The following is a 19059-nucleotide window of genomic DNA, read 5'->3' on the forward strand; positions in this document are numbered from 1 at the left end:
GGAACACGGGCATTCGGCATGTCAGGCCCCTGCAAGGCAGTACTCTTGCCGGGTTTGACCACTGGCTGTCCGACCACAGGCTTTTGACCACAGGCCTTCGAGATGACCTCGCGGCTATGACGAGGTCGCCGATCGACCGAGGAGTTCGACGTCGTGCGCATCGCTGTTGCCGGTTCCATCGCCACCGACCATCTGATGACGTTCCCAGGACGGTTCGCCGACCAGCTGATCCCCGACCAGCTGCACACCGTCTCCCTGTCCTTCCTGGTGGACGCGCTGGACATCCGGCGAGGAGGGGTCGCCGCCAACATCTGCTACGGGATGGGATGCCTCGGCCAGAACCCGATCCTCGTCGGCGCCGTCGGTGACGACTTCGCCGACTACCGCTCCTGGCTCGACCGGCACGGCGTCGACACCTCCTCGGTGTACGTCTCCCAGCTCCACCACACGGCGCGCTTCCTGTGCACCACCGACGAGGACCACAACCAGATCGCCTCCTTCTACACGGGCGCGATGAGCGAGGCCCGGGAGATCGAGCTCCAGCCCATCGTCGACCGCGTCGGAGACCTGGACCTGGTCCTCATCGGCGCCGACGACCCCGAGGGCATGCTCCGGCACACCGAGGAGTGCCGTACGCGCGGCATCCCGTTCGCCGCCGACCCGTCCCAGCAGCTGGCCCGCATGAACGACGTGTGCGAGCTGATCGACGGCGCCGCCTACCTGTTCACCAACGAGTACGAGAAGTCGCTCTGCGAGCAGAAGACCGGCTGGTCGGACGAGGAGGTCCTGGAGCGCGTCGGCGTGCGGGTGACCACCCTCGGCCCCAAGGGCGTGCGCATCGACCGCACCGGCGAGCCCTCCCTGCACGTGGACGCCGCGCCGGAGGTGCGCAAGGTCGAGCCGACCGGCGTGGGCGACGCCTTCCGCGCCGGCTTCCTCACCGCGATCTCCTGGGAGCTGTCCCTCGAACGCGCCGCGCAGATGGGCAACCTCCTCGCCGCGCACGCGCTGGAGGTCGCCGGGCCGCAGGAGTACACCCTCCATCGCCAGCAGTTCGTCGACCGCTTCGCCGGCGCGTACGGCCGCGAGGCCGCGGACGAGATCGCCGGACACGTCCTGAACTGAACCCCCGGCACGGCCCGCGCCCGCGGGGGCGGCTCCTTACCGGGTCGCCCCGCGCGGTCAGGTCATTCAGTAACTCTTGGCCGGAAGGACTGAACCGTGTCCGGCGCGGAGCGCGGGACACCGTCAGTAGCTCTTGGAAGGAAGACCAAAGGCCAGTACTGAGCGATGTCCGGCGCTCAGCGCCGTACAGCGCTCAGTGACCCTTGGAAGAACAAAGGCGGGTACTGAGCGCCGTACACCGCTCAGTAGTTGCGGCGTACGTGGAACGCCCAGCCGCGGGGGAGGGTCTCCTCCCAGACGAAGTCCTGCGACTTCATCCGGCACCACGCCGGGACGTCCGTGCGGGCCGCCACGTCGTCGGCCTTGACCGCGATGATCTCGCCGACCGGCACCTCGCCGATGCGCTCGGCGAGCATGATGATCGGGATGGGGCACTTGCGGCCCAGCGCGTCGATGGTGACCAGCGCCCGGGGGCCGGTGGCCACCGGGGGGGTCTCCGGAGGCGTCTCCCGGACGGCGCGGCGGCGTTTCAGGCCCATATGCCGATCTCCTCGTTGATGAGCTCGCTCCGCTCGCTCACGAGCCCTCCTTGCGCCGGGGGCGTGACCGGGCGCGCGTGTCCCTTGGTTCGCGCGCTCCGCTCGCTCACGCCCCAGGTCGTGATCAACCCGTCACCCCGCTCGTCTGGCGGAGCCTTCGTACGGCTCCCGGAAGGACCGCGAGAAAACGGTCGACATCGGCCGCTCTCGTCCCGCGGGAGAGCGATACCCGGACATTTCCATGAGTAATCACTCCCATCGCCTCCAGAACATGGCTCGGTCGGAGAGTATCCGCCGTACAGGAACTTCCGGACGAGACCTCGAACCCCAGCCGGTCGAGCTCGGTCAGCAGCGCCTCGCCCTCCACGTACAGGCACGAGAACGTGACCAGGTGGGGGAGGCGCTCGACCGGATGACCGATGACCTCGACGTCGTCGACCAGGCGGGGCGCGCGCTCGCGGATCAGGTCGACCAGCGCCGACAGGCGGGGGGCGTCCAGTTCCATCTCCGCACGGTACGCCTCCAGGGCCGCCGCCGCTGCCACGATCCCTGGAACGTTCTCAAATCCCGGGACGCGGCGGCTCTCCCGCTCGTCCTCCGGCAGCGGTGATCTCCAGCGGGTGTTCTTGCGGACGACCAGAACCCCCACGCCCGGCGGGCCGCCCCACTTGTGCGCCGAGGCCGTCAGCAGCGACCAGCCACCGGGGATCGGCGTCCGGCCGGCCGACTGGGCGGCGTCGACCAGCAGCGGCACCCGGGCCGCGCGGCACGCCTCGGCGACCTCGGCCACCGGCTGGAGCGTGCCGACCTCGTGGTTGGCCGACTGCAGGCAGGCCAGGGCCGTGTCGGGGCGCAGCGCCGCGGCGAACTCCTCCGGGTCGACCCGTCCCGTGCGGTCGACGCCCACCGTGGTGACCGTGCCGCCCTCGCGCTCGTGCCGCCCGGCGGCGTGCAGCACGCTGGAGTGCTCGACGGCGCTCACCACGAGGTGCCGCCCCGCGCGCCGGCGCGCGTTGAGGGTGCCGAGCACGCCGAGATGGATCGCCTGGGTGCCGGAGGAGGTGAAGGACGTCTCGTCGGGCCGCGCCCCGAAGGCCGCCGCGACCTGCGTGCGGGCCCGGTCGAGCAGCATGCGCGAACGGCGCGCGGAGCCGTAAAGCCGCTGGGGATCGGCCCATCCGCCCTCCAGGGCACCCAGCAGCGCCTCGCGTGCCGCCGGGTGCAGGGGCTCGGTGGACGCGGCGTCGAAGTAGGCCACGAGTACGACAGTAACGGGGGTACCACCGAGGTGTCCGGGACCCTCCGCTAATGTTTCCCCCACACGTGTGAACATCGATCTGATCGCCCGAGACTCGGGCTTCATCGTGGGAAGGCAATCCGTGAGTCCGACCCGCCGTAGAGAGCGGCGCACGCCTGCGAGCGCGGGCGCGCCCGGCGCGCGCCGACGCCTGCTGACGGGCGCCGCGGCGCTGTCGGCGCTGGCGTTCGCCGCGACGGCGTGCTCCGCTGAGAAAGTGCGCCTCGGCCTGCCGACACCGGCCACCGAGCAGGCCAAGCGTGTCCTGACCCTGTGGCAGGGGTCCTGGATCGCGGCACTGGCCGTGGGCGCCCTCGTCTGGGGCTTGATCATTTGGGCGGTGCTCTTCCACCGCAAGCGGTCCGACCAGCTGCCGCCGCAGGTTCGTTACAACCTGCCGATCGAGATGCTGTACACCGTCGTCCCGTTCATCATCGTCGCGGTGCTGTTCTACTTCACCGCGCGCGACGAGACGTATCTCGAGAAGCTGACGCCGGTGTCCCAGTCCAGCGACGTGACGCTCGTCAACGTGACGGCGTTCCAGTGGAGCTGGCAGTTCGACTACCCGCAGTACCACACGCGGTCGATCGTCGGCGAGCCCGTCTCGCCCGACGAGCCGCACAAGCCGATGTTCGAGATCCCCGTCGGCAAGAAGGTACGGTTCCACCTGGTGTCCAAGGACGTCATCCACTCCTTCTGGGTTCCGTCCTTCATCTTCAAGCGGGACATCATCCCGGGGGCCAAGTCCGGTCAGGACTTTGAGATCACCCCCACCAAGACGGGCACGTACGAGGGACGCTGCGCCGAACTCTGCGGTGTCGAGCACGGCCGGATGCTCTTCCAGGTGAAGATCGTTCCGCAGGCGGAGTTCGAGCAGTTCATCTCCAGCCATGGCGGGAGCATGCAGTGACCACCACCATCTCGCACCCGACCCCGTCGGCGGCCGGCGCGCCCCGGCGCACGAGCAAGGGCCGGATCATCGCGTCCTGGATGTCGTCCACGGACCACAAGGTGATCGGGTACATGTACCTGATCACGTCGTTCGCGTTCTTCTGCGTCGGCGGCATCCTGGCCCTGATCATGCGTGCCGAGCTGGCGCGGCCGGGTCTGCAGGTCGTCAGTGAGGAGCAGTTCAACCAGCTCTTCACCATGCACGGCACGATCATGCTGCTGATGTTCGCGACGCCGCTGTTCGTCGGGTTCGGCAACGTGATCATGCCGCTGCAGATCGGTTCGCCCGACGTGGCGTTCCCGCGCATGAACATGTTCAGCTTCTACCTGTTCCTGTTCGGCAGCCTGATCGCGGTCAGCGGGTTCCTGACCCCGGGCGGCGCCGCGAGCTTCGGCTGGTACGCCTATGCGCCGCTGTCGAGCGCCATCCGCTCGCCCGAGATCGGCGGCGACCTGTGGATCATGGGTCTGACGCTGTCCGGCCTGGGCACGATCCTCGGTGGCGTCAACTTCGTCACCACGATCTTCTGTATGCGGGCGCCGGGCATGACGATGTTCCGGATGCCGATCTTCACGTGGAACATCCTGCTGACGTCGATCCTCGTGCTCATGGCCTTCCCGGTGCTGGCCGCCGCGCTGCTGGCGCTCGAGGCCGACCGCAAGCTGGGCGCGCACGTCTTCGACGCCGCCAACGGCGGGGCGCTCCTCTGGCAACACCTCTTCTGGTTCTTCGGCCATCCCGAGGTCTATATCGTCGCCTTGCCCTTCTTCGGGATCATCACCGAGATCCTGCCGGTGTTCTCCCGTAAGCCGGTCTTCGGCTACATCAGCCTGGTCGGCGCGACCGTCGCCATCGCCGGCCTGTCCGTGACCGTGTGGGCGCACCACATGTTCCCGACCGGCCAGGTGCTGCTGCCGTTCTTCTCGTTCATGACGTTCCTCATCGCGGTACCCACCGGGGTGAAGTTCTTCAACTGGGTCGGCACGATCTGGCGAGGGCAACTGACGTTCGAGACACCGATGCTGTGGTCGCTGGGCTTCCTGGTGACGTTCCTGTTCGGTGGCCTGACCGGCATCATCCTGGCCTCGCCGCCGCTGGACTTCCACCTCAACGACAGCTACTTCGTCGTCGCGCACTTCCACTACGTGCTGTTCGGCACCGTGGTGTTCGCGATGTTCGCCGGCTTCTACTTCTGGTGGCCGAAGATGACCGGGAAGAAGCTGAACGAGTTCTGGGGCAAGGTCCACTTCTGGCTGCTGTTCATCGGCTTCCACACGACCTTCCTGGTCCAGCACTGGCTGGGTGCCGAGGGCATGCAGCGGCGCGTCCCCGACTACGCCAAGCAGTTCACCGGCCTCAACGAGGTCTCCAGCCTCGGCGCGCTGATCCTGGCGATCTCGATGCTGCCGTTCCTGTGGAACGTCTACATCACCGCGCGCAACGGCGAGCGGGTCTACGTCGACGACCCGTGGGGCTTCGGCGCCTCGCTCGAGTGGGCGACGTCCTGCCCGCCGCCGCGGCACAACTTCACCGCGATCCCGCGGATCCGCTCCGAGCGGCCCGCGTTCGACCTGCACTATCCGCACACGGACGCCAAGCCCGCCGTGACGGCCGGTGCCGGAACGGAGGACTGACGATGAAGGTCGAAGGCTTCCTGTTCGCCTTCTGCGCCCTGTTCTTCGCGGTGATGGACGTCATCTACTGGCTGTGGTCGCATGACCCCACCGGCACCACCGCGCTGGCCCTGACCGTGGGCCTGGCCGGCCTGGTCGGCTTCTACCTGCTGTTCACCGGCCGCCGCGTCGGACCGCGGCCGGAGGACGACAAGGAAGGCGAGATCGCCGACGGCGCGGGCGAACTGGGCTTCTTCAGCCCGCACAGCTGGTGGCCGCTGTTCGTCGCCCTCGCCGCGGCCACGGCGTCCCTCGGCGTCGTCATCGGCTGGTGGATGCTGCTGATCGGCCTGCTCGCGATCGTCCTGGCCGCGATCGGGTTCGTGTTCGAGTACTACCGCGGTCACTTCTCTCACTGAGAAGCCCCAAGAAACGGTCACGAGGGCCGGTGTCGCCGGGAGGCGGCGCCGGCCCTCGTCGCATACTCGGCACGAACACTCACAGGTGGGGGTGCGTATGTGGCGAGGGGTGGCCGCCGTCGGCGTGCTCCCGCTCGCCCTCCTGGCCGGGGCCTGTTCTTCCCACCGGACCACCGCGCGCCCGCCGGCCACGGTGACGGTCCTGCCGGCGCGGGGAACGCGCGCCGTGCCGCCGGACGCCCCGGTGAGCGTCCGTGTACGCGACGGGCGGCTCCGTTCGGTCACGCTGGCCGACGGAGGACGACTGGAGGGGCGGACCAGCGCGGACGGCACTCTCTGGTGGCCACGCTGGGCGCTGAGCCCGGGCCGCTCGTACACGCTCGTCGTCACGGTCGCGGGCGCGGACGGCCGCGTGGGTTCGGTACGGAGCACCTTCCGTACGCGCCGGGTGGAGCACACGATCGGCGCGACGGTCGTCGCCCCGGCGCCCGGCGCCACGGTCGGGGTGGGCATGCCGATCATCCTGCGTTTCGCCGAGCCCGTGCGGAACCGCGCCGGCGTGGAGCGGTCCCTGGCCCTGTGGACGTCGGTCCCGGTGACGGGCGCCTGGCACTGGACCTCCCCGACGGAGGTGGTCTTCCGCCCGCGCGCGTACTGGCCGGCGCACACGCGCGTACGCCTGCTGGCGCACCTGGCCGGCCTGCGGCTGGCGGGTGCCTCGTACGGCGCTGAGGACCTCGCCAGGGACTTCTCGATCGGTGACGCGCACATCACCGTGGCCAGCGCCCGCAGCCACCACCAGGAGGTCCGTGTCAACGGCCGCAGCGTCCGCCGGATGCCGATCAGCATGGGGAAGGGGACGCAGCTCAAGTACACGACCACGAGCGGCATCCACCTGACGATGGAGAAGAACCACCACGTCGTCATGGACTCGGCGTCGGTCGGCTGCCCGCCGGGCTGCCCGGACCACTACCGGCACGACGTCTACTACGCCGTCCGGATCTCCGACAGTGGCGAGTACGAGCACAGCGCGCCGTGGTCGGTGGCGGATCAGGGCAGTCGCAACGTGAGCCACGGCTGCATCAACCTGGGCCCACGCGACGCCCGCTGGTTCTTCCGCCACACCCAGCCGGGGGACGTGGTCCAGGTCACCGGCACCCGCCGGCGCCTCGACCCGGGAAACGGCTGGGGCTTCTGGCAACTGTCCTGGCCGGAATGGCTCGCCACGAGCAACCTGGGCCCGGCGTACGGCCAGGGCATGCCCGCCCCGGCCCAGCCACCCGCACTGATCCCCCGCTGAGCCCGCGAGGGCGTTCCCGGCCGGACGGTGCCGTCGGCGGCCACGGTCGTCCACAGCGGAATCGACGGCCTTCCGCCCGCCGAGTCCTCCGCTGGACAATGGAAGTGGGCTGGAGCCCCCGGGCGGGAGGGGCATGCCCACCTGGGTGCGGGGGGCGTCAGGTGGCCAGGCGCTGGGTGAGCTCGGTCCAGCGGTCCAGCAGGGCCGTGGCGCGGCCGGAGTCGATCGCCTCCAGGGCGCGCGTGTAGGCCGCTCTCATGGCCTCCGTGAGCCGCTCCGCGGGCGGGGCGCCCTCGGCGGCCACGAGCGCCGCGGCCGCGTTGAGGGCCACGATGTCGCGGACCGGTCCGGTCTCCCCGGCCAGCACCGCGCGTGCCACACGGGCGTTGTGGCGGGCGTCCGCGCCGCGCAGGTCGGCCGGGGTCGCGCGGGGGATGCCCAGGTCGGCCGGGTCGAAGACGGTCTCGGTCGCGGTGCCGTCGCGGACCACCCAGACGGCCGACGTGGAGGTCGTGGTGAGTTCGTCCAGGCCGTCGTCGCCGCGGAACACCAGCGACGAGCAGCCGCGCTCGGCGAAGACGCCCGCGATGACGCCCGCCATGCGGGGGTGGAACACACCGACGGCCTGGGCGGTGGGGCGGGCCGGGTTGGCCAGCGGGCCGAGGAAGTTGAAGATCGTCGGTGTACCCAGCTCGCTGCGCGTACGGGCGGTGTGGCGCAGGGCCGGGTGGTAGAGGGGCGCGAAGCAGAACGTGATGCCGATCTCGTCGGCGACCCGGGCCGTCGCATCGGGCGACAGGCCGATCACGACCCCGAGCTCTTCGAGCAGGTCGGCGGCGCCGCAGGAGGAGGACGCGGCCCGGTTGCCGTGCTTGACCATCCGCGCGCCGGCGGAGGCCGCGACGATCGCGCCCATGGTCGAGATGTTGACCGTGTGGGCCTGGTCGCCGCCCGTCCCGACGAGGTCGACCGCCGGGCCGGGCACGGTGATCGGCGTGGCGTGGGCCAGCATGCCCTCCGCGAGACCGGTGACCTCCGCGACCGTCTCGCCCTTCGCCCGGAGCGCCACGGCGAAGCCCGCGATCTGAACGTCGCTGGCCTGCCCCGACATGATCTCCTGCATCGCCCAAGTGGTCTCGTCGGTCGACAGCGACTGCCCGTTGAGCAGCGCGCCGAGCAGGGCGGGCCACGTCGTACGCGGGTCCATCCGGACGCTCCCTGGCGGCTATCGGGTTATCGGTGGGACAGCTCGGAGCCGGAACCGGCCAGCCGCTTGCGCACCAGCTCGGCCACGCCCTCGGCGAGGGCGACGGCGTCGACGGGCTGGCTCGCGACGGCGTCGGCGCGCGACCAGGTGGCCAGCCAGCCGTCGTCGCGGCGGGCGATGAGGACCATGATCGGCGGGCAGTTGTAGATCTCGTCCTTGGCCTGGCGGCAGATGCCCATGCCGCCGGCGGGCTGCGCCTCGCCGTCGAGGACGGCCACGTCGATGTCGCCCTTGTCGAGACGGGCGAAGACCGCCGGCTCGGTGGCGGTCTCGACGTACTCCACCTCTGGGAGCCCGGCGGCGGGCCGCCGGCCGATCGCCAGGCGCACCTGCAGGCGCGTGTTCGCGTCGTGGCTGTAAACAAGGATCTTCATCGTGGACTCTGGCGCGGAGGCCCCGGCGGTCAGGCCGGGGAGGGATTGCGCCTCCCCCTTCCCGAAAGGACATGTCGCGCCGCCGCACTGCCGGCGCCTGTGAGCCGGGTGATCATCGATCGGGCGATGAAGTCCCGCGCACGTAGCGATGCTACCGGGCGCGACACGGCCCGTACGACCGGTCGGGGGCGAGGAGCAGCCGGGAACGGGTCGTTCCAACGACAAGACGGATCGTTCCGGCGAAAACCGCCTGGAAGAGGCCTTGCGGCGGCGGCCGGGGCGCGCCTGATGGGGGGTCCTGCGTCACCTACTCGGCAGGTGCCGTAATAATGCTGCCCGTGGCAACAGTATCCGCGACTGACAGCGCAGCACCCCGCACCCGCGCCAACCGGCCCAACCTCGTGAGCGTGGGCACGATCGTGTGGCTGTCGTCCGAGCTCATGTTCTTCGCGGCGCTGTTCGCGATGTACTTCACCATCCGGTCGGTGACCGTCGGCGACGGCGGCAAGTGGCCGGAAGCGAACCTCGACGTGCCGTACGCCTCGGTGAACACCTTCATCCTGCTGATGTCCAGTGTGACGTGCCAGCTGGGTGTGTTCGCGGCCGAGCGCGGTCAGGTCGGGCGCCTGGGAAGCATCGTGAACATGCGCAAGTGGGGCCTGCGCGAGTGGTACTTCTTGTCGTTCCTCATGGGCGCGGTGTTCGTCGCCGGGCAGCTCAACGAGTACCGCTCACTGATCCATGAGGGCACCACGATCTCGTCGAGCGCGTACGGATCGGTCTTCTACCTGACCACGGGCTTCCACGGTCTGCACGTGACCGGTGGCCTCATCGCGTTCCTGTTCATGCTCGGGCGGACGTACGCCGCGAAGCGCTGGACACACGAGCAGGCCACCAGCGCCATCGTCGTGTCCTACTACTGGCACTTCGTCGATGCGGTGTGGGTCGGGCTGTTCTTCACGATTTACATCATCGAGCTGTTGCAATGATCCAGATGGGACCCTCTTCCGTGAAATGGTTCACCGCATGGCGCCGGCGCCCGTGGGCGGGCTACGCCGTCGTGCTGGCCGCGCTCGCGATCATCGCTGTCGCGTACGCCGGTGTCTCCTCGGGAGGCGCGTCCGCGCAGGCGTCTGACACCCAGGCGTCGGCGCAGGACATCGCCAAGGGCAAGGAGCTTTTCAACCAGACCTGCTCGAGCTGCCACGGCGCCAACGCCCAGGGCACGCGCACCGCACCGAGCCTGATCGGTGTCGGCGCGGCGTCCGTGGACTTCCAGGTCGGCACCGGCCGGATGCCCGCCATGAACCCCGGCGCGCAGATTCCGCGCAAGAAGCCGGTCTTCAACGAGGAGCAGACCCGCCAGATCGCGGCGTACATCGCCTCGCTCGGCGGCGGGCCGGCGATCCCCTCCAACGACCAGGTCGACCCGAAGACCGGCGACGCCGCGCTCGGCGGCAAGCTGTTCCGCGCCAACTGCGCCCAGTGCCACAACTTCGCCGGGTCCGGGGGAGCGCTCACGGGTGGCAAGTACGCCCCGCCGCTGAACAAGGCGACGCCCACGCAGATCTACGAGGCCATGGTGACCGGCCCGCAGGCGATGCCGGTCTTCAACGACACGACCATCACGCCGGCGCAGAAGCGCGCGATCATCGCGTACGTCACGCAGACCCGCAGCGAGGTCAACCCGGGCGGAAGCGGCCTGGGCCGGATCGGTCCGGTGGCCGAGGGCCTCGCCGGCTGGCTGGTCGGGATCGGCCTGATGGTCGTCGCGGCGGCGTGGCTCACTGCCAGGAAGCCCAAGAAGAAGCACAATGACTGACAACAACGAGACCAGCGGCGCGACCCCGGAAGAGGAGAGTCGCGTACCAAAGCGCGTGATCGGCACCCCGTCGCCGACCGGCACTCATGAGCTGCTTCCCGAGGACAAGTCCGAGCAGGGCGCCAGTGGCTACGTGCTCGACGAGAAGAAGGCACGCAAGGCCGAGCGCGTCGCGGCCGCCTTCTTCACGCTGAGCTTCCTGGCCGGCATCGCGTTCATCGTGTTCTACGCCGTCTGGCCGGGCCACGTGGGCAACATCGACCGGGCCGCCCGGTCGAACTACACCCTCGGCACCGCGCTGACGGTGGTCTTCCTCGGTCTCGCGGTCGGGATGACCATCTGGGTGCGCCACCTGGTGACCACCAAGGAGATCATCCAGGAGCGGCACACGCTGTCCTCGACGGCGGAGGACCGCCAGGTCTTCAACCAGTACTTCCAGGAGGGCACGGAGGAGAGCGGGCTGCTCAAGCGCCGCCTGCTGCGCCGCACGCTGCTGCTGGCCGCCGCGCCGCTCGGCCTGCTTCCGCTCATCCTGCTGCGCGACCTCGGCCCGCTGCCGGAGAAGAAGCTGCGCCACACCGCCTGGAAGAAGGGCACCCGTCTCGTCGTCGACGGCACCGGCCAGCCGTTGAAGGCGGCCGACTTCGACTCCCCGGGCGGCATCATCACGGTCATCCCCGAGGGCGCCGAGGACAACCTCGACGAGATCGCGACGAGCACGGTCCTGCTGCTGCACCTTCCGGAGGACCAGCTCAAGGTCAAGAAGGGCCGGGAGAACTGGCACGTCGGCGGCATCATCGCCTACTCCAAGATCTGCACGCACGTGGGCTGCCCGGCGGCCCTGTACGAGCAGACCACCCACCACATCCTGTGCCCCTGCCACCAGTCGACCTTCGACGCGACCAACAGCGCCAAGGTCATCTTCGGCCCGGCGGCGCGCCCGCTTCCGCAGTTGCCCATCGGCGTCGACTCCGAGGGTTACCTCATCGCCACGAGCGACTTCCACGAGCCGGTCGGCCCGAGCTTCTGGGAACGCGGAAGGCCGAAGGCATGAACCACCCGACCCTCACCCCTACACGCATCCGATGCGACGGCTCGCGGCCTTCTCCGATCGGTGAACCGCGCGGCGAGCAAGGAGCGGTGAAATGAGCACGACGACACCTCCCAAGGCCATCGACGGCGCGATCGGATTCGCCGACGAGCGCTTCGCCACCGCCGGGTTCCTCCGCGGCAAGATGAAGAAGGTCTTCCCCGACCACTGGTCGTTCATGCTGGGCGAGATCGCGCTGTACTCGTTCATCATCCTGCTGCTCAGCGGAACCTTCCTCACGCTGTGGTTCAAGCCGAGCATGTCCGAGGTCGTGTACCACGGCAGCTACACGAAGCTCAACGGCGTCAGCATGAGCGAGGCGTACAGCTCGACGCTGCACATCAGCTTCGATGTCCGCGGCGGCCTGCTCATGCGGCAGATCCACCACTGGTCGGCGATCCTGTTCCTCGCGTCGATCATGGCGCACATGCTGCGGATCTTCTTCACCGGTGCCTACCGCAAGCCGCGTGAGATCAACTGGCTCATCGGCATCACGATGTTCACCGTGGCGATCCTGGAGGGCCTGTTCGGCTACTCCCTGCCGGACGACCTGCTGTCCGGCACGGGTCTGCGCATCACCCAGGGTGTGCTGCAGTCGATCCCGATCGTCGGCAGCTACCTGTACTTCTTCGCCTTCGGGGGCGAGTTCCCCGGCCACGACTTCATCCCACGGCTCTACACCGTGCACGTGCTCCTCATCCCGGGCATCCTGCTGGCGCTCGTCGGGGCGCACTTCATGATCCTGTGGTTCCAGGGGCACACGCAGTTCCCGGGCAAGAACCGGGAGGAGAAGTCCGTGATGGGCAAGCCGTTCTACCCGGTGTTCCTCATCAAGACCACCGCGTTCTTCGTCTTCACCTTCATGGTCGTCGCCCTCCTCGGGACGTTCGCCCAGATCAACCCGATCTGGCTGTTCGGCCCGTACACCCCGGACTCCATCACGGCCGGGTCGCAGCCCGACTTCTACATGGGCTTCCTCGAGGGTGCGCTGCGCATCATGCCCAACTGGGAGACGAACCTCTGGGGCCACACGGTCTCGTGGAACGTCCTCGTGCCGGCGCTCGTGCCGCTGGGCCTGATCATGACGGGCGCCGCCCTGTGGCCGTTCGTCGAGCAGTGGGCGACCGGTGACCGGCGCATCCACCACATCGCCGACCGGCCGCGCAACGCGCCGTTCCGCACCGCGGTCGGCATGGCCGCCGTCGCCTTCTACGGGCTGCTGTGGCTCGCGGGCGGCAACGACGTCCTGGCCGACAAGTTCCACATCTCGCTGTACCAGACGACGTGGTTCTTCCGCGTGGCCGTCTTCGTCGGCCCGGTCATCGCCTACATCGTGACCAAGCGGATCTGCCTGGGCCTGCAGCGCAAGGACGCGGAGGAGTACGAGCACGGTGTCGAGTCCGGCATCATCAAGATGCTGCCGAGCGGCGAGTTCATCGAGGTCCACGAGCCGGTCAAGGAGAACGCCGAGGCGGTCCTGATCAGCAAGCCGCCCGCGCCGCCGCTCGTCTCGGGCGCGGAGGAGGACGAGAACGGCATCCCGTCGCCGGCCTCCCGCGGGCCGCTGGGCCGGGCCCGCCGGGCGCTGAACGGCGCGTTCGCCACCGACGACATCCCGATCGGCAACGGTCACGCGGCCGGTCACGGCCACGGCGAGCCCGGAGCGCCGGGCGACGACGACGGCGACGCCGTCGTCGTGCACCCGGAGACCGAGGGCGGCGAACACCGCGAGCTCAGCCGCGGCTGACCCCGTACGTTCGGCGAAGGCCCGTCACCGCGTCGCGGTGGCGGGCCTTCTGCTCGGTGCCGTGCGGAGCCGTGCGGCGGTGGGAACGGCTACGCTTGGGACGGGCCGTGACTGGCGCTGAAGGTGGAGTCACCACCGGGGAGCGGCCCTGCCATCGAGTGCCGTGCGCCTGGGCCGATCCACCGCGACCCGCAGGAGCGACCCGATGCCCGGCGACCCGATGTCCACGACGCACACCGCCCGTCTCATGGACGGCACCGCCCTGGCCCGCCGCATCACCGAGCGCACCACTGAACGCGCCGCGGCCGTCACACGGCAACGCGGCACGGCTCCGTGCCTGGCCACCGTGCTGGTCGGCGACGACCCCGCCTCCGTGACCTACGTCCGGATGAAGCGCGCCCGGTGTGAGAAGGCGGGCATCACCTCCCGCCACGTCCCGCTGCCGGCCTCGACCACGACGGCGGAGCTCATCGGCACCATCACCGCCCTGTCGGACGACCCGGGTGTGGACGGCATCCTCCTGCAGCATCCGGCCGGGCCGCACATCGACGAGCGGGCCGCGTTCGAGGCGATCGATCCGGCCAACGACGTCGACGGCGTCACGATGCGCTCGTTCGCCGCGATGAGCTTCGGCCTACCGGGTTTCGTGTCCTGCACGCCCGGCGGAATCGTGCGGCTGCTGGAGGAGTACGAGGTCGAGCTCGCGGGCCGGCACGCGGTCGTGGTCGGCCGGAGCGCCATCCTGGGCAAGCCGGCCGGGATGCTGCTGCTCGGCCGCGACGCGACGGTCACCTACTGCCACTCCCGTACGGCCGACGTGGCGGCACTCGTGAGAGAGGCGGACGTCGTCGTGGCGGCCGTGGGCCGGCCGAGGTTCATCCGGGGTGAGGACGTCAAGCCCGGAGCGGTCGTCGTCGACGCCGGTTACAACGCGGGCAATGTCGGCGACGTCGACTTCGAGACGGCGAGGACGCGCGCGAGCCTCATCACCCCGGTGCCGGGCGGCGTCGGCCCGATGACCATCGCCGTCCTGCTGGAGCAGACCGTCGAGGCGGCGGAACGGAGCCTGACCGCCTGACCGGCTCTCTCGGCGCCCTTGACGCTGGTCACGAGCCATTCCGGTGTGGTGCTCGGGTGGTCACGGCCGACCGCCCGGTGGAGGTCTCAGCGACGCAGAGGAGGTCTCAGTCGGCGTCGGGGAGGCCGAGGGAGAAGGTGGCCTCCAGGTCGTGCTGGGAGTAGGCGCGGAAGGCGATGTGGGTCTCGGTGTGGGTGACGCCGTCGACCTTGTTGAGGCGGCCGGGGATGACGTCGGCGATCTGCTCGTACTGGCGGACCCGCACCAGCGCGACCAGGTCGAACTCGCCCGTCACCGAGTAGACCTCGCTGACCCCTTCGAGCCCGGCGATGGTCTCGGCGACCTCGGGGATGCGCGAGACGTCGGCCTTGATGAGCACGATGGCGGTGATCACGAGGTCCTCCTGCGGTAAGTCGAGCCGGCCGTGCCGAAAGCCTAGTAGAGCGTCTCACCGAGACATACGGAGGTGACCCGATCCGCCAGCGGCGGGAGGATCCTCGGTAGGGGGCCCAGGTCGGGATGGCCCTAGGCGCGAAGCAGTCATTACCGTCTTTCCGCTCTATTCTTCCGTTCGTCGTTGCTGATCTTCTGGCGATGCGAGAGTTTCGAACGTGCGTACGAGTTACAAGGTGCGGGCCTATCCCACCCCGGAGCAGGTGGCGGTCCTGAGCCGCACGTTCGGCTGCGTACGTCTGGTGTGGAACAGGGTCCTGGAATGGCGGAAGATTCGTTACCGCACCGAGGGGCTCAGGACCTCCTACGCGGAGACCGACCGATATTTGACGGAGTTGAAACGCGACCCGGATCTGGCGTTCTTGCCCGAGGTGTCCAGTGTGCCCCTCCAGCAGGCACTCCGGCACCAGCACACGGCGTTCGTGAACTTCTTCGCCGGGCGTGCCCGCTACCCCAGGTTTAAGTCCCGGCAGCGTAAGCAGTCGGCGACCTTTACCCGGTCGGCGTTCCGCTGGCGGGAAGGCCGCCTGTATCTGGCCAAGATGATGGACGCGCCGCTGGAGGTGGTGTGGTCTTGGCCGGAGGTTGATCCCGCCTCGGTCGAGCCGACGTCGGTGACGGTCTCGCGTGGGCCGTGCGGACGCTGGTACGTCTCCCTCGCCGTTGAGACTCCAGACCCGGAGCAGGCGCCCTCGACCGGCGCAGTGGTCGGTGTGGACTTGGGTGTCAAGGACTTCGCGGTCACTTCCGACGGTGAGAAGGTCGCCAATGCTCGCCGGCTGGCCAGGCGGGAGCGTAACTTGGCTCGCTACCAGCGGCGGATGGCCCGTAAGCAACGTGGGTCGAACAACCGGGCCAAGGCGAGGCCGAAGGTGGCCCGTGCGCACCGTAAGGTCGCCGCGTCCCGCGCGGACTTCCTGCACAAGACCAGCGCCCGGCTGGTCCGCGACCACGACGTCGTCGTCATCGAGGACCTGCACGTCAAGGGGATGGTCCGTAACCGGCGGCTCGCCAAAGCGATCTTCGACTGCGGGTGGGGAGAGTTCCGCCGCCAACTGGAATACAAAGCGGCCAAGTATGGTCGCCGTTTGATCGTGATCGATCGCTGGTACCCCAGCTCCAAGACCTGCTCGACGTGCGGGCATCTGCTCACCGAGCTGAGTCTTTCCACCCGGGCCTGGTGTTGCCCGGCGTGTCGCACCCTGCACGACAGGGACGTCAACGCGGCCAAGAACATCCTGGCGGCAGGTCTTGCCGTGTCGGCCTGTGGAGGTGATATCAGACACCCGAGGTCCCCTCGGGCGCAGTCGCCACAGAAGCAGGAACCCCCGCCCGCGAGGGCCGGAATCCCCGCCCCAGGACGGGGAGTAGTCAATGCCAGTTGAGGGCGGCCGACTTGCGGGCGAAGCCGCCGCGGCGTACGAGCAGGCCGCAGATCATCCCCGCGACGAACCCGTAGATGTGCGCGACATAGGCGGTCTGGCTCTGGTCGCCGAGGCTGAACCACTGGAACACGAAGAACTGCACCAGCAGAGTCCAGGAGGGCAGGCGGAACGGCAGGAACGACAGGACCAGCGCGATCGTCCTCGAGCGCGGATAGAGCACCAGGTGGGAGCCGAGCACGCCGGCGATCGCGCCCGAGGCGCCCACGAGCGGGGTCATCGAGCCGGGGTAGGTCACGGCGAAGCCGTACGCCGCGATGTAGCCCACGAGCAGGTAGAACAGGAGGAAGCGCAGGCGGCCCAGCCGGTCTTCGGTGGCGGCGCCGAAGATGAACAGGTAGACCATGTTGCCGAGGATGTGGGCGACACCGCCGTGCAGGAACATCGACGACAGGGCGGACAGCCACGGGCGCTTGCGGAACGGCGCGGGGTGGCAGGCCGAGGCGACCTCCTCCGGCATCGGCGACTGCCGGTTGTCGATCATCTCCTTGGGGATCGCGCCGTACTTGAGCAGGAACGTCGTCTGCTCGCAGTTGCGCTGGAGGCGGGTCTCGCCGCTGTGGCCGACCGAGGCGACCGGTGAGAGGAGGAAGACGACGACGTTGACCGCGATGAGGAGATAGGTGACCAGCGGCGCTCGCCGGGTCGGCTGGTTGTCGTACAGCGGCAGCGCCACTCCTGCTCCTTAACGCATCGGCCGTCCGGCGCGCTCAACCATACGGGAATCGGTGTCGCGATACGCGTCGTCGATCCAGCGGCGCACACTCTCGGCGCCGTGTGCCGGGCAGCTCCACGTGCCGTCCACCTCGACCAGGCGCACGCCGGGGGAGTCGAGCCAGCGCAGGACGCACTCCATCTCCTCCGCCGAGGCGCGCGGCGCGGCGCCCGGACCGGGGCGTACGGTCTCGGCCGTGGCGACGAGCGCGTCGACGTAGGGCATCGGGTGGGCGTGGGGCGGGACCGTGCCCGCGGCGGCGAGCCGGCCGTGCCGTACGACGTGCAGCTCCCAGCCGCCGTCGAAGGCGGGCCGGGCCGCGACGAGCTGAGCGATGCCGGCGAGCGAGGACAGCCGCTGGCAGCGTGCCGCCCCCCGGACGAAGGCGGCCAGGCGGTCGCGGTGGGCGGCGGCCTCCTCGTAGCGGAGCTGCTCGGAGAGCCGGTCGATGCGGGCGCGGGCCGCGGCCACGACCGGGCGGACGTCGCCGGTGAGGATCGTGCGGGCGTGGGCGGCGTGCTCGGCGTACTCCTCGGGGCTCTGCCGCCCCTCGCAGGGGGCGCCGCACCGGCCGAGCTCGCCGAGCACGCAGGTGCCGGCCCGGCCCTCGGAGATGACTCGCAGTGTCAGCCGCTGTGTGCACTGGCGCAGCGGCACGGCGTCGTGCACGGCCGCGCGCGCCTCCTCGGCGAGCCGCGTGCTGCCGAACGGGCCCAGGTAGACGCTCTCGTCGTCGCGCACCTCGCGGACGATCGACAGCCGGGGGAACGCCTCGGCGGTCAGCTTGAGCCACACGGCGCGCTCGGGATGGCGCGAGCGCCGGTTGTAGCGCGGCTTGTGCGCGGCGATCAGGCGCAGCTCGCGGACCTCGGCCTCCAGCGCGCTCGCGCACACGATTGTGCGCACCCGCTCGGCGATGCCGATCATCTCGCGGACGCCCCGGCGCGTCTCGGAGGCGGTGAAGTAGGAGCGCACCCGCGTGCGCAACCGGCCGCTCTTGCCGACGTAGAGCGGCTCACCGCGCGCGTCCTCGAAGATGTAGACGCCCGGCGCGGCCGGCACCGCGTCGGCGAGGTGACGCTTGCGCCGCTGCTCCGGCGTCGGGGCGCGCGAGAAGCTCGTCAGCTCCTCCAGCGACTCCACGCCGAACGCGCCGGCGCGCTCGAACAGCCCGTGCAGCACGTCGACCGTCGCCTTGGCGTCGGCGAGCGCCCGGTGGCACGGCTCGGTGGCCGTACGGAAGAAACGGGCGAGCGTGGACAGCTTGCAGTTGGGCACCTCGTCGCGGGTGAGCAGCCGCCGCGCCAGGTCGGCCGTGTCGACGACGGCCGGCGCGGGCCAGGGGCGCTCCTGCGCGGCGCACGCCGCCTTGAGGAAGCCGATGTCGAACGGCGCGTTGTGCGCCACCAGCACGGCTCCGCGCGCGAACTCCAGGAACGCCGGCAGCACCTGTTCGATGCGCGGCGCCGCGACGACCATCTGCTGGGTGATGCCGGTCAGCACGGTGATGAACGGGGGGATCGCCACGCCCGGGTCGACGAGCGTGCCGAACTCGCCCAGGACCTCGCCGCCGCGCACCTTGACCGCGCCGATCTCGGTGATGGCGTCGTCGCGTGCCGAGCCGCCGGTGGTCTCCAGGTCGACGACCACGAAGGTCACTCCGATGAGGGGGGTGCCGAGATCGTCGAGGGTGCCCTGCACGGCAGGGCCTTCGGGGGCCATGGCAGGCACCGTACGGCCGGGCACCGACAAGCCGGCCCGCGCGGGGCGTCCGGAAGGGATTCGGCGGCCGTCGCCGGCGACGAGGACCGGGGCATTCGTCGGAG

Annotated in this window: 18 protein-coding genes and 1 riboswitch; of the genes, 11 read left to right on the plus strand and 7 right to left on the minus strand. The window is 69.8% G+C overall.

All coding sequences use genetic code 11. The features are described 5' to 3' along the window. Nucleotides 1–153 precede the first annotated feature (153 nt). Entirely contained in the window at nt 154–1125 is a 972-nt protein-coding gene (locus ABEA10_RS23715) for a carbohydrate kinase family protein (protein ID WP_345467477.1), read from the plus strand. 242 nt (nt 1126–1367) lie between these two features. On the opposite strand, the gene ABEA10_RS23720 is transcribed toward ABEA10_RS23715, so the two are convergent. Together ABEA10_RS23720 and ABEA10_RS23725 are read right to left on the minus strand one after the other, a co-directional pair. Continuing rightward, complete coding sequence (locus ABEA10_RS23720; RefSeq protein WP_329257789.1) at nt 1368–1664, minus strand: sulfurtransferase TusA family protein; 297 nt, start codon at nt 1662–1664, stop codon at nt 1368–1370. A gap of 124 nt (nt 1665–1788) precedes the next feature. Beyond that, entirely contained in the window at nt 1789–2922 is a 1134-nt protein-coding gene (locus ABEA10_RS23725) for a cysteine desulfurase family protein (RefSeq protein ID WP_345467480.1), read from the minus strand. 121 nt (nt 2923–3043) lie between these two features. Between ABEA10_RS23725 and ctaC the strand changes: the two genes are divergently transcribed. The 4 genes from ctaC to ABEA10_RS23745 all read left to right on the plus strand — a co-directional run bounded on the left by ctaC (nt 3044) and on the right by ABEA10_RS23745 (nt 7245). Beyond that, a complete protein-coding gene (gene ctaC / locus ABEA10_RS23730; protein WP_345467482.1) occupies nt 3044–3871 on the plus strand; it encodes an aa3-type cytochrome oxidase subunit II in 828 nt (275 codons plus the stop codon). Next, on the plus strand, nt 3868–5547 hold the full coding sequence (ctaD, locus tag ABEA10_RS23735) for an aa3-type cytochrome oxidase subunit I (RefSeq protein WP_486303802.1): 1680 nt from the start codon (nt 3868–3870) through the stop codon (nt 5545–5547). The genes ctaC and ctaD overlap by 4 nt, the downstream gene beginning before the upstream one ends. 2 nt (nt 5548–5549) lie before the next feature. Further along, on the plus strand, nt 5550–5945 hold the full coding sequence (locus ABEA10_RS23740; RefSeq protein ID WP_329257799.1) for a cytochrome c oxidase subunit 4: 396 nt from the start codon (nt 5550–5552) through the stop codon (nt 5943–5945). A gap of 97 nt (nt 5946–6042) precedes the next feature. Beyond that, complete coding sequence (locus tag ABEA10_RS23745) at nt 6043–7245, plus strand: L,D-transpeptidase (RefSeq protein ID WP_345467486.1); 1203 nt, start codon at nt 6043–6045, stop codon at nt 7243–7245. Nucleotides 7246–7402: 157 nt separating this feature from the next. Here ABEA10_RS23745 and trpD read toward each other — a convergent pair whose 3' ends face one another. After that, a complete protein-coding gene (gene trpD / locus ABEA10_RS23750) occupies nt 7403–8452 on the minus strand; it encodes an anthranilate phosphoribosyltransferase (protein ID WP_345467489.1) in 1050 nt (349 codons plus the stop codon). 26 nt (nt 8453–8478) lie between these two features. Next, on the minus strand, nt 8479–8886 hold the full coding sequence (locus ABEA10_RS23755; protein WP_329257808.1) for a hypothetical protein: 408 nt from the start codon (nt 8884–8886) through the stop codon (nt 8479–8481). Between the two features lie 329 nt (nt 8887–9215). Here ABEA10_RS23755 and ctaE point away from each other — a divergent pair, with 329 nt between their 5' ends. The 5 genes from ctaE to ABEA10_RS23780 all read left to right on the plus strand — a co-directional run bounded on the left by ctaE (nt 9216) and on the right by ABEA10_RS23780 (nt 14623). Then, a complete protein-coding gene (gene ctaE / locus ABEA10_RS23760; RefSeq protein WP_345467492.1) occupies nt 9216–9875 on the plus strand; it encodes an aa3-type cytochrome oxidase subunit III in 660 nt (219 codons plus the stop codon). A gap of 5 nt (nt 9876–9880) precedes the next feature. Beyond that, a complete protein-coding gene (gene qcrC, locus ABEA10_RS23765) occupies nt 9881–10708 on the plus strand; it encodes a cytochrome bc1 complex diheme cytochrome c subunit (RefSeq protein ID WP_425550949.1) in 828 nt (275 codons plus the stop codon). Further along, nucleotides 10701–11762 (plus strand): cytochrome bc1 complex Rieske iron-sulfur subunit, encoded by a 1062-nt coding sequence (gene qcrA / locus ABEA10_RS23770; protein ID WP_345467494.1) that lies wholly within the window; start codon nt 10701–10703, stop codon nt 11760–11762. The genes qcrC and qcrA overlap by 8 nt, the downstream gene beginning before the upstream one ends. A gap of 91 nt (nt 11763–11853) precedes the next feature. Then, nucleotides 11854–13545 carry a cytochrome bc1 complex cytochrome b subunit gene (gene qcrB, locus ABEA10_RS23775; protein WP_345467497.1) on the plus strand — a complete coding sequence of 564 codons (1692 nt, stop codon included), beginning with the start codon at nt 11854–11856 and terminating at the stop codon, nt 13543–13545. A gap of 97 nt (nt 13546–13642) precedes the next feature. Next, a riboswitch (ZMP/ZTP riboswitch) is annotated at nt 13643–13727 on the plus strand. Nucleotides 13728–13750: 23 nt separating this feature from the next. After that, nucleotides 13751–14623 (plus strand): bifunctional 5,10-methylenetetrahydrofolate dehydrogenase/5,10-methenyltetrahydrofolate cyclohydrolase, encoded by an 873-nt coding sequence (locus ABEA10_RS23780; protein ID WP_345467499.1) that lies wholly within the window; start codon nt 13751–13753, stop codon nt 14621–14623. A gap of 106 nt (nt 14624–14729) precedes the next feature. On the opposite strand, the gene ABEA10_RS23785 is transcribed toward ABEA10_RS23780, so the two are convergent. Continuing rightward, nucleotides 14730–15017, minus strand: a complete 288-nt coding sequence (locus tag ABEA10_RS23785; protein ID WP_329257826.1) for an Lrp/AsnC family transcriptional regulator — start codon at nt 15015–15017, stop codon at nt 14730–14732. Between the two features lie 217 nt (nt 15018–15234). Between ABEA10_RS23785 and ABEA10_RS23790 the strand changes: the two genes are divergently transcribed. After that, on the plus strand, nt 15235–16461 hold the full coding sequence (locus ABEA10_RS23790; RefSeq protein ID WP_345467502.1) for an RNA-guided endonuclease InsQ/TnpB family protein: 1227 nt from the start codon (nt 15235–15237) through the stop codon (nt 16459–16461). Here ABEA10_RS23790 and ABEA10_RS23795 read toward each other — a convergent pair. Together ABEA10_RS23795 and ABEA10_RS23800 are read right to left on the minus strand one after the other, a co-directional pair. After that, nucleotides 16448–17194 (minus strand): rhomboid family intramembrane serine protease, encoded by a 747-nt coding sequence (locus ABEA10_RS23795; RefSeq protein ID WP_345467505.1) that lies wholly within the window; start codon nt 17192–17194, stop codon nt 16448–16450. The genes ABEA10_RS23790 and ABEA10_RS23795 overlap by 14 nt on opposite strands. Before the next feature lie 9 nt (nt 17195–17203). Next, nucleotides 17204–18955 (minus strand): DEDD exonuclease domain-containing protein, encoded by a 1752-nt coding sequence (locus tag ABEA10_RS23800; protein WP_345467508.1) that lies wholly within the window; start codon nt 18953–18955, stop codon nt 17204–17206. Nucleotides 18956–19059: the final 104 nt, after the last annotated feature.

This window comes from Actinoallomurus oryzae (genome assembly GCF_039541955.1).
In the GTDB taxonomy this organism is placed as follows: domain Bacteria; phylum Actinomycetota; class Actinomycetes; order Streptosporangiales; family Streptosporangiaceae; genus Actinoallomurus; species Actinoallomurus oryzae.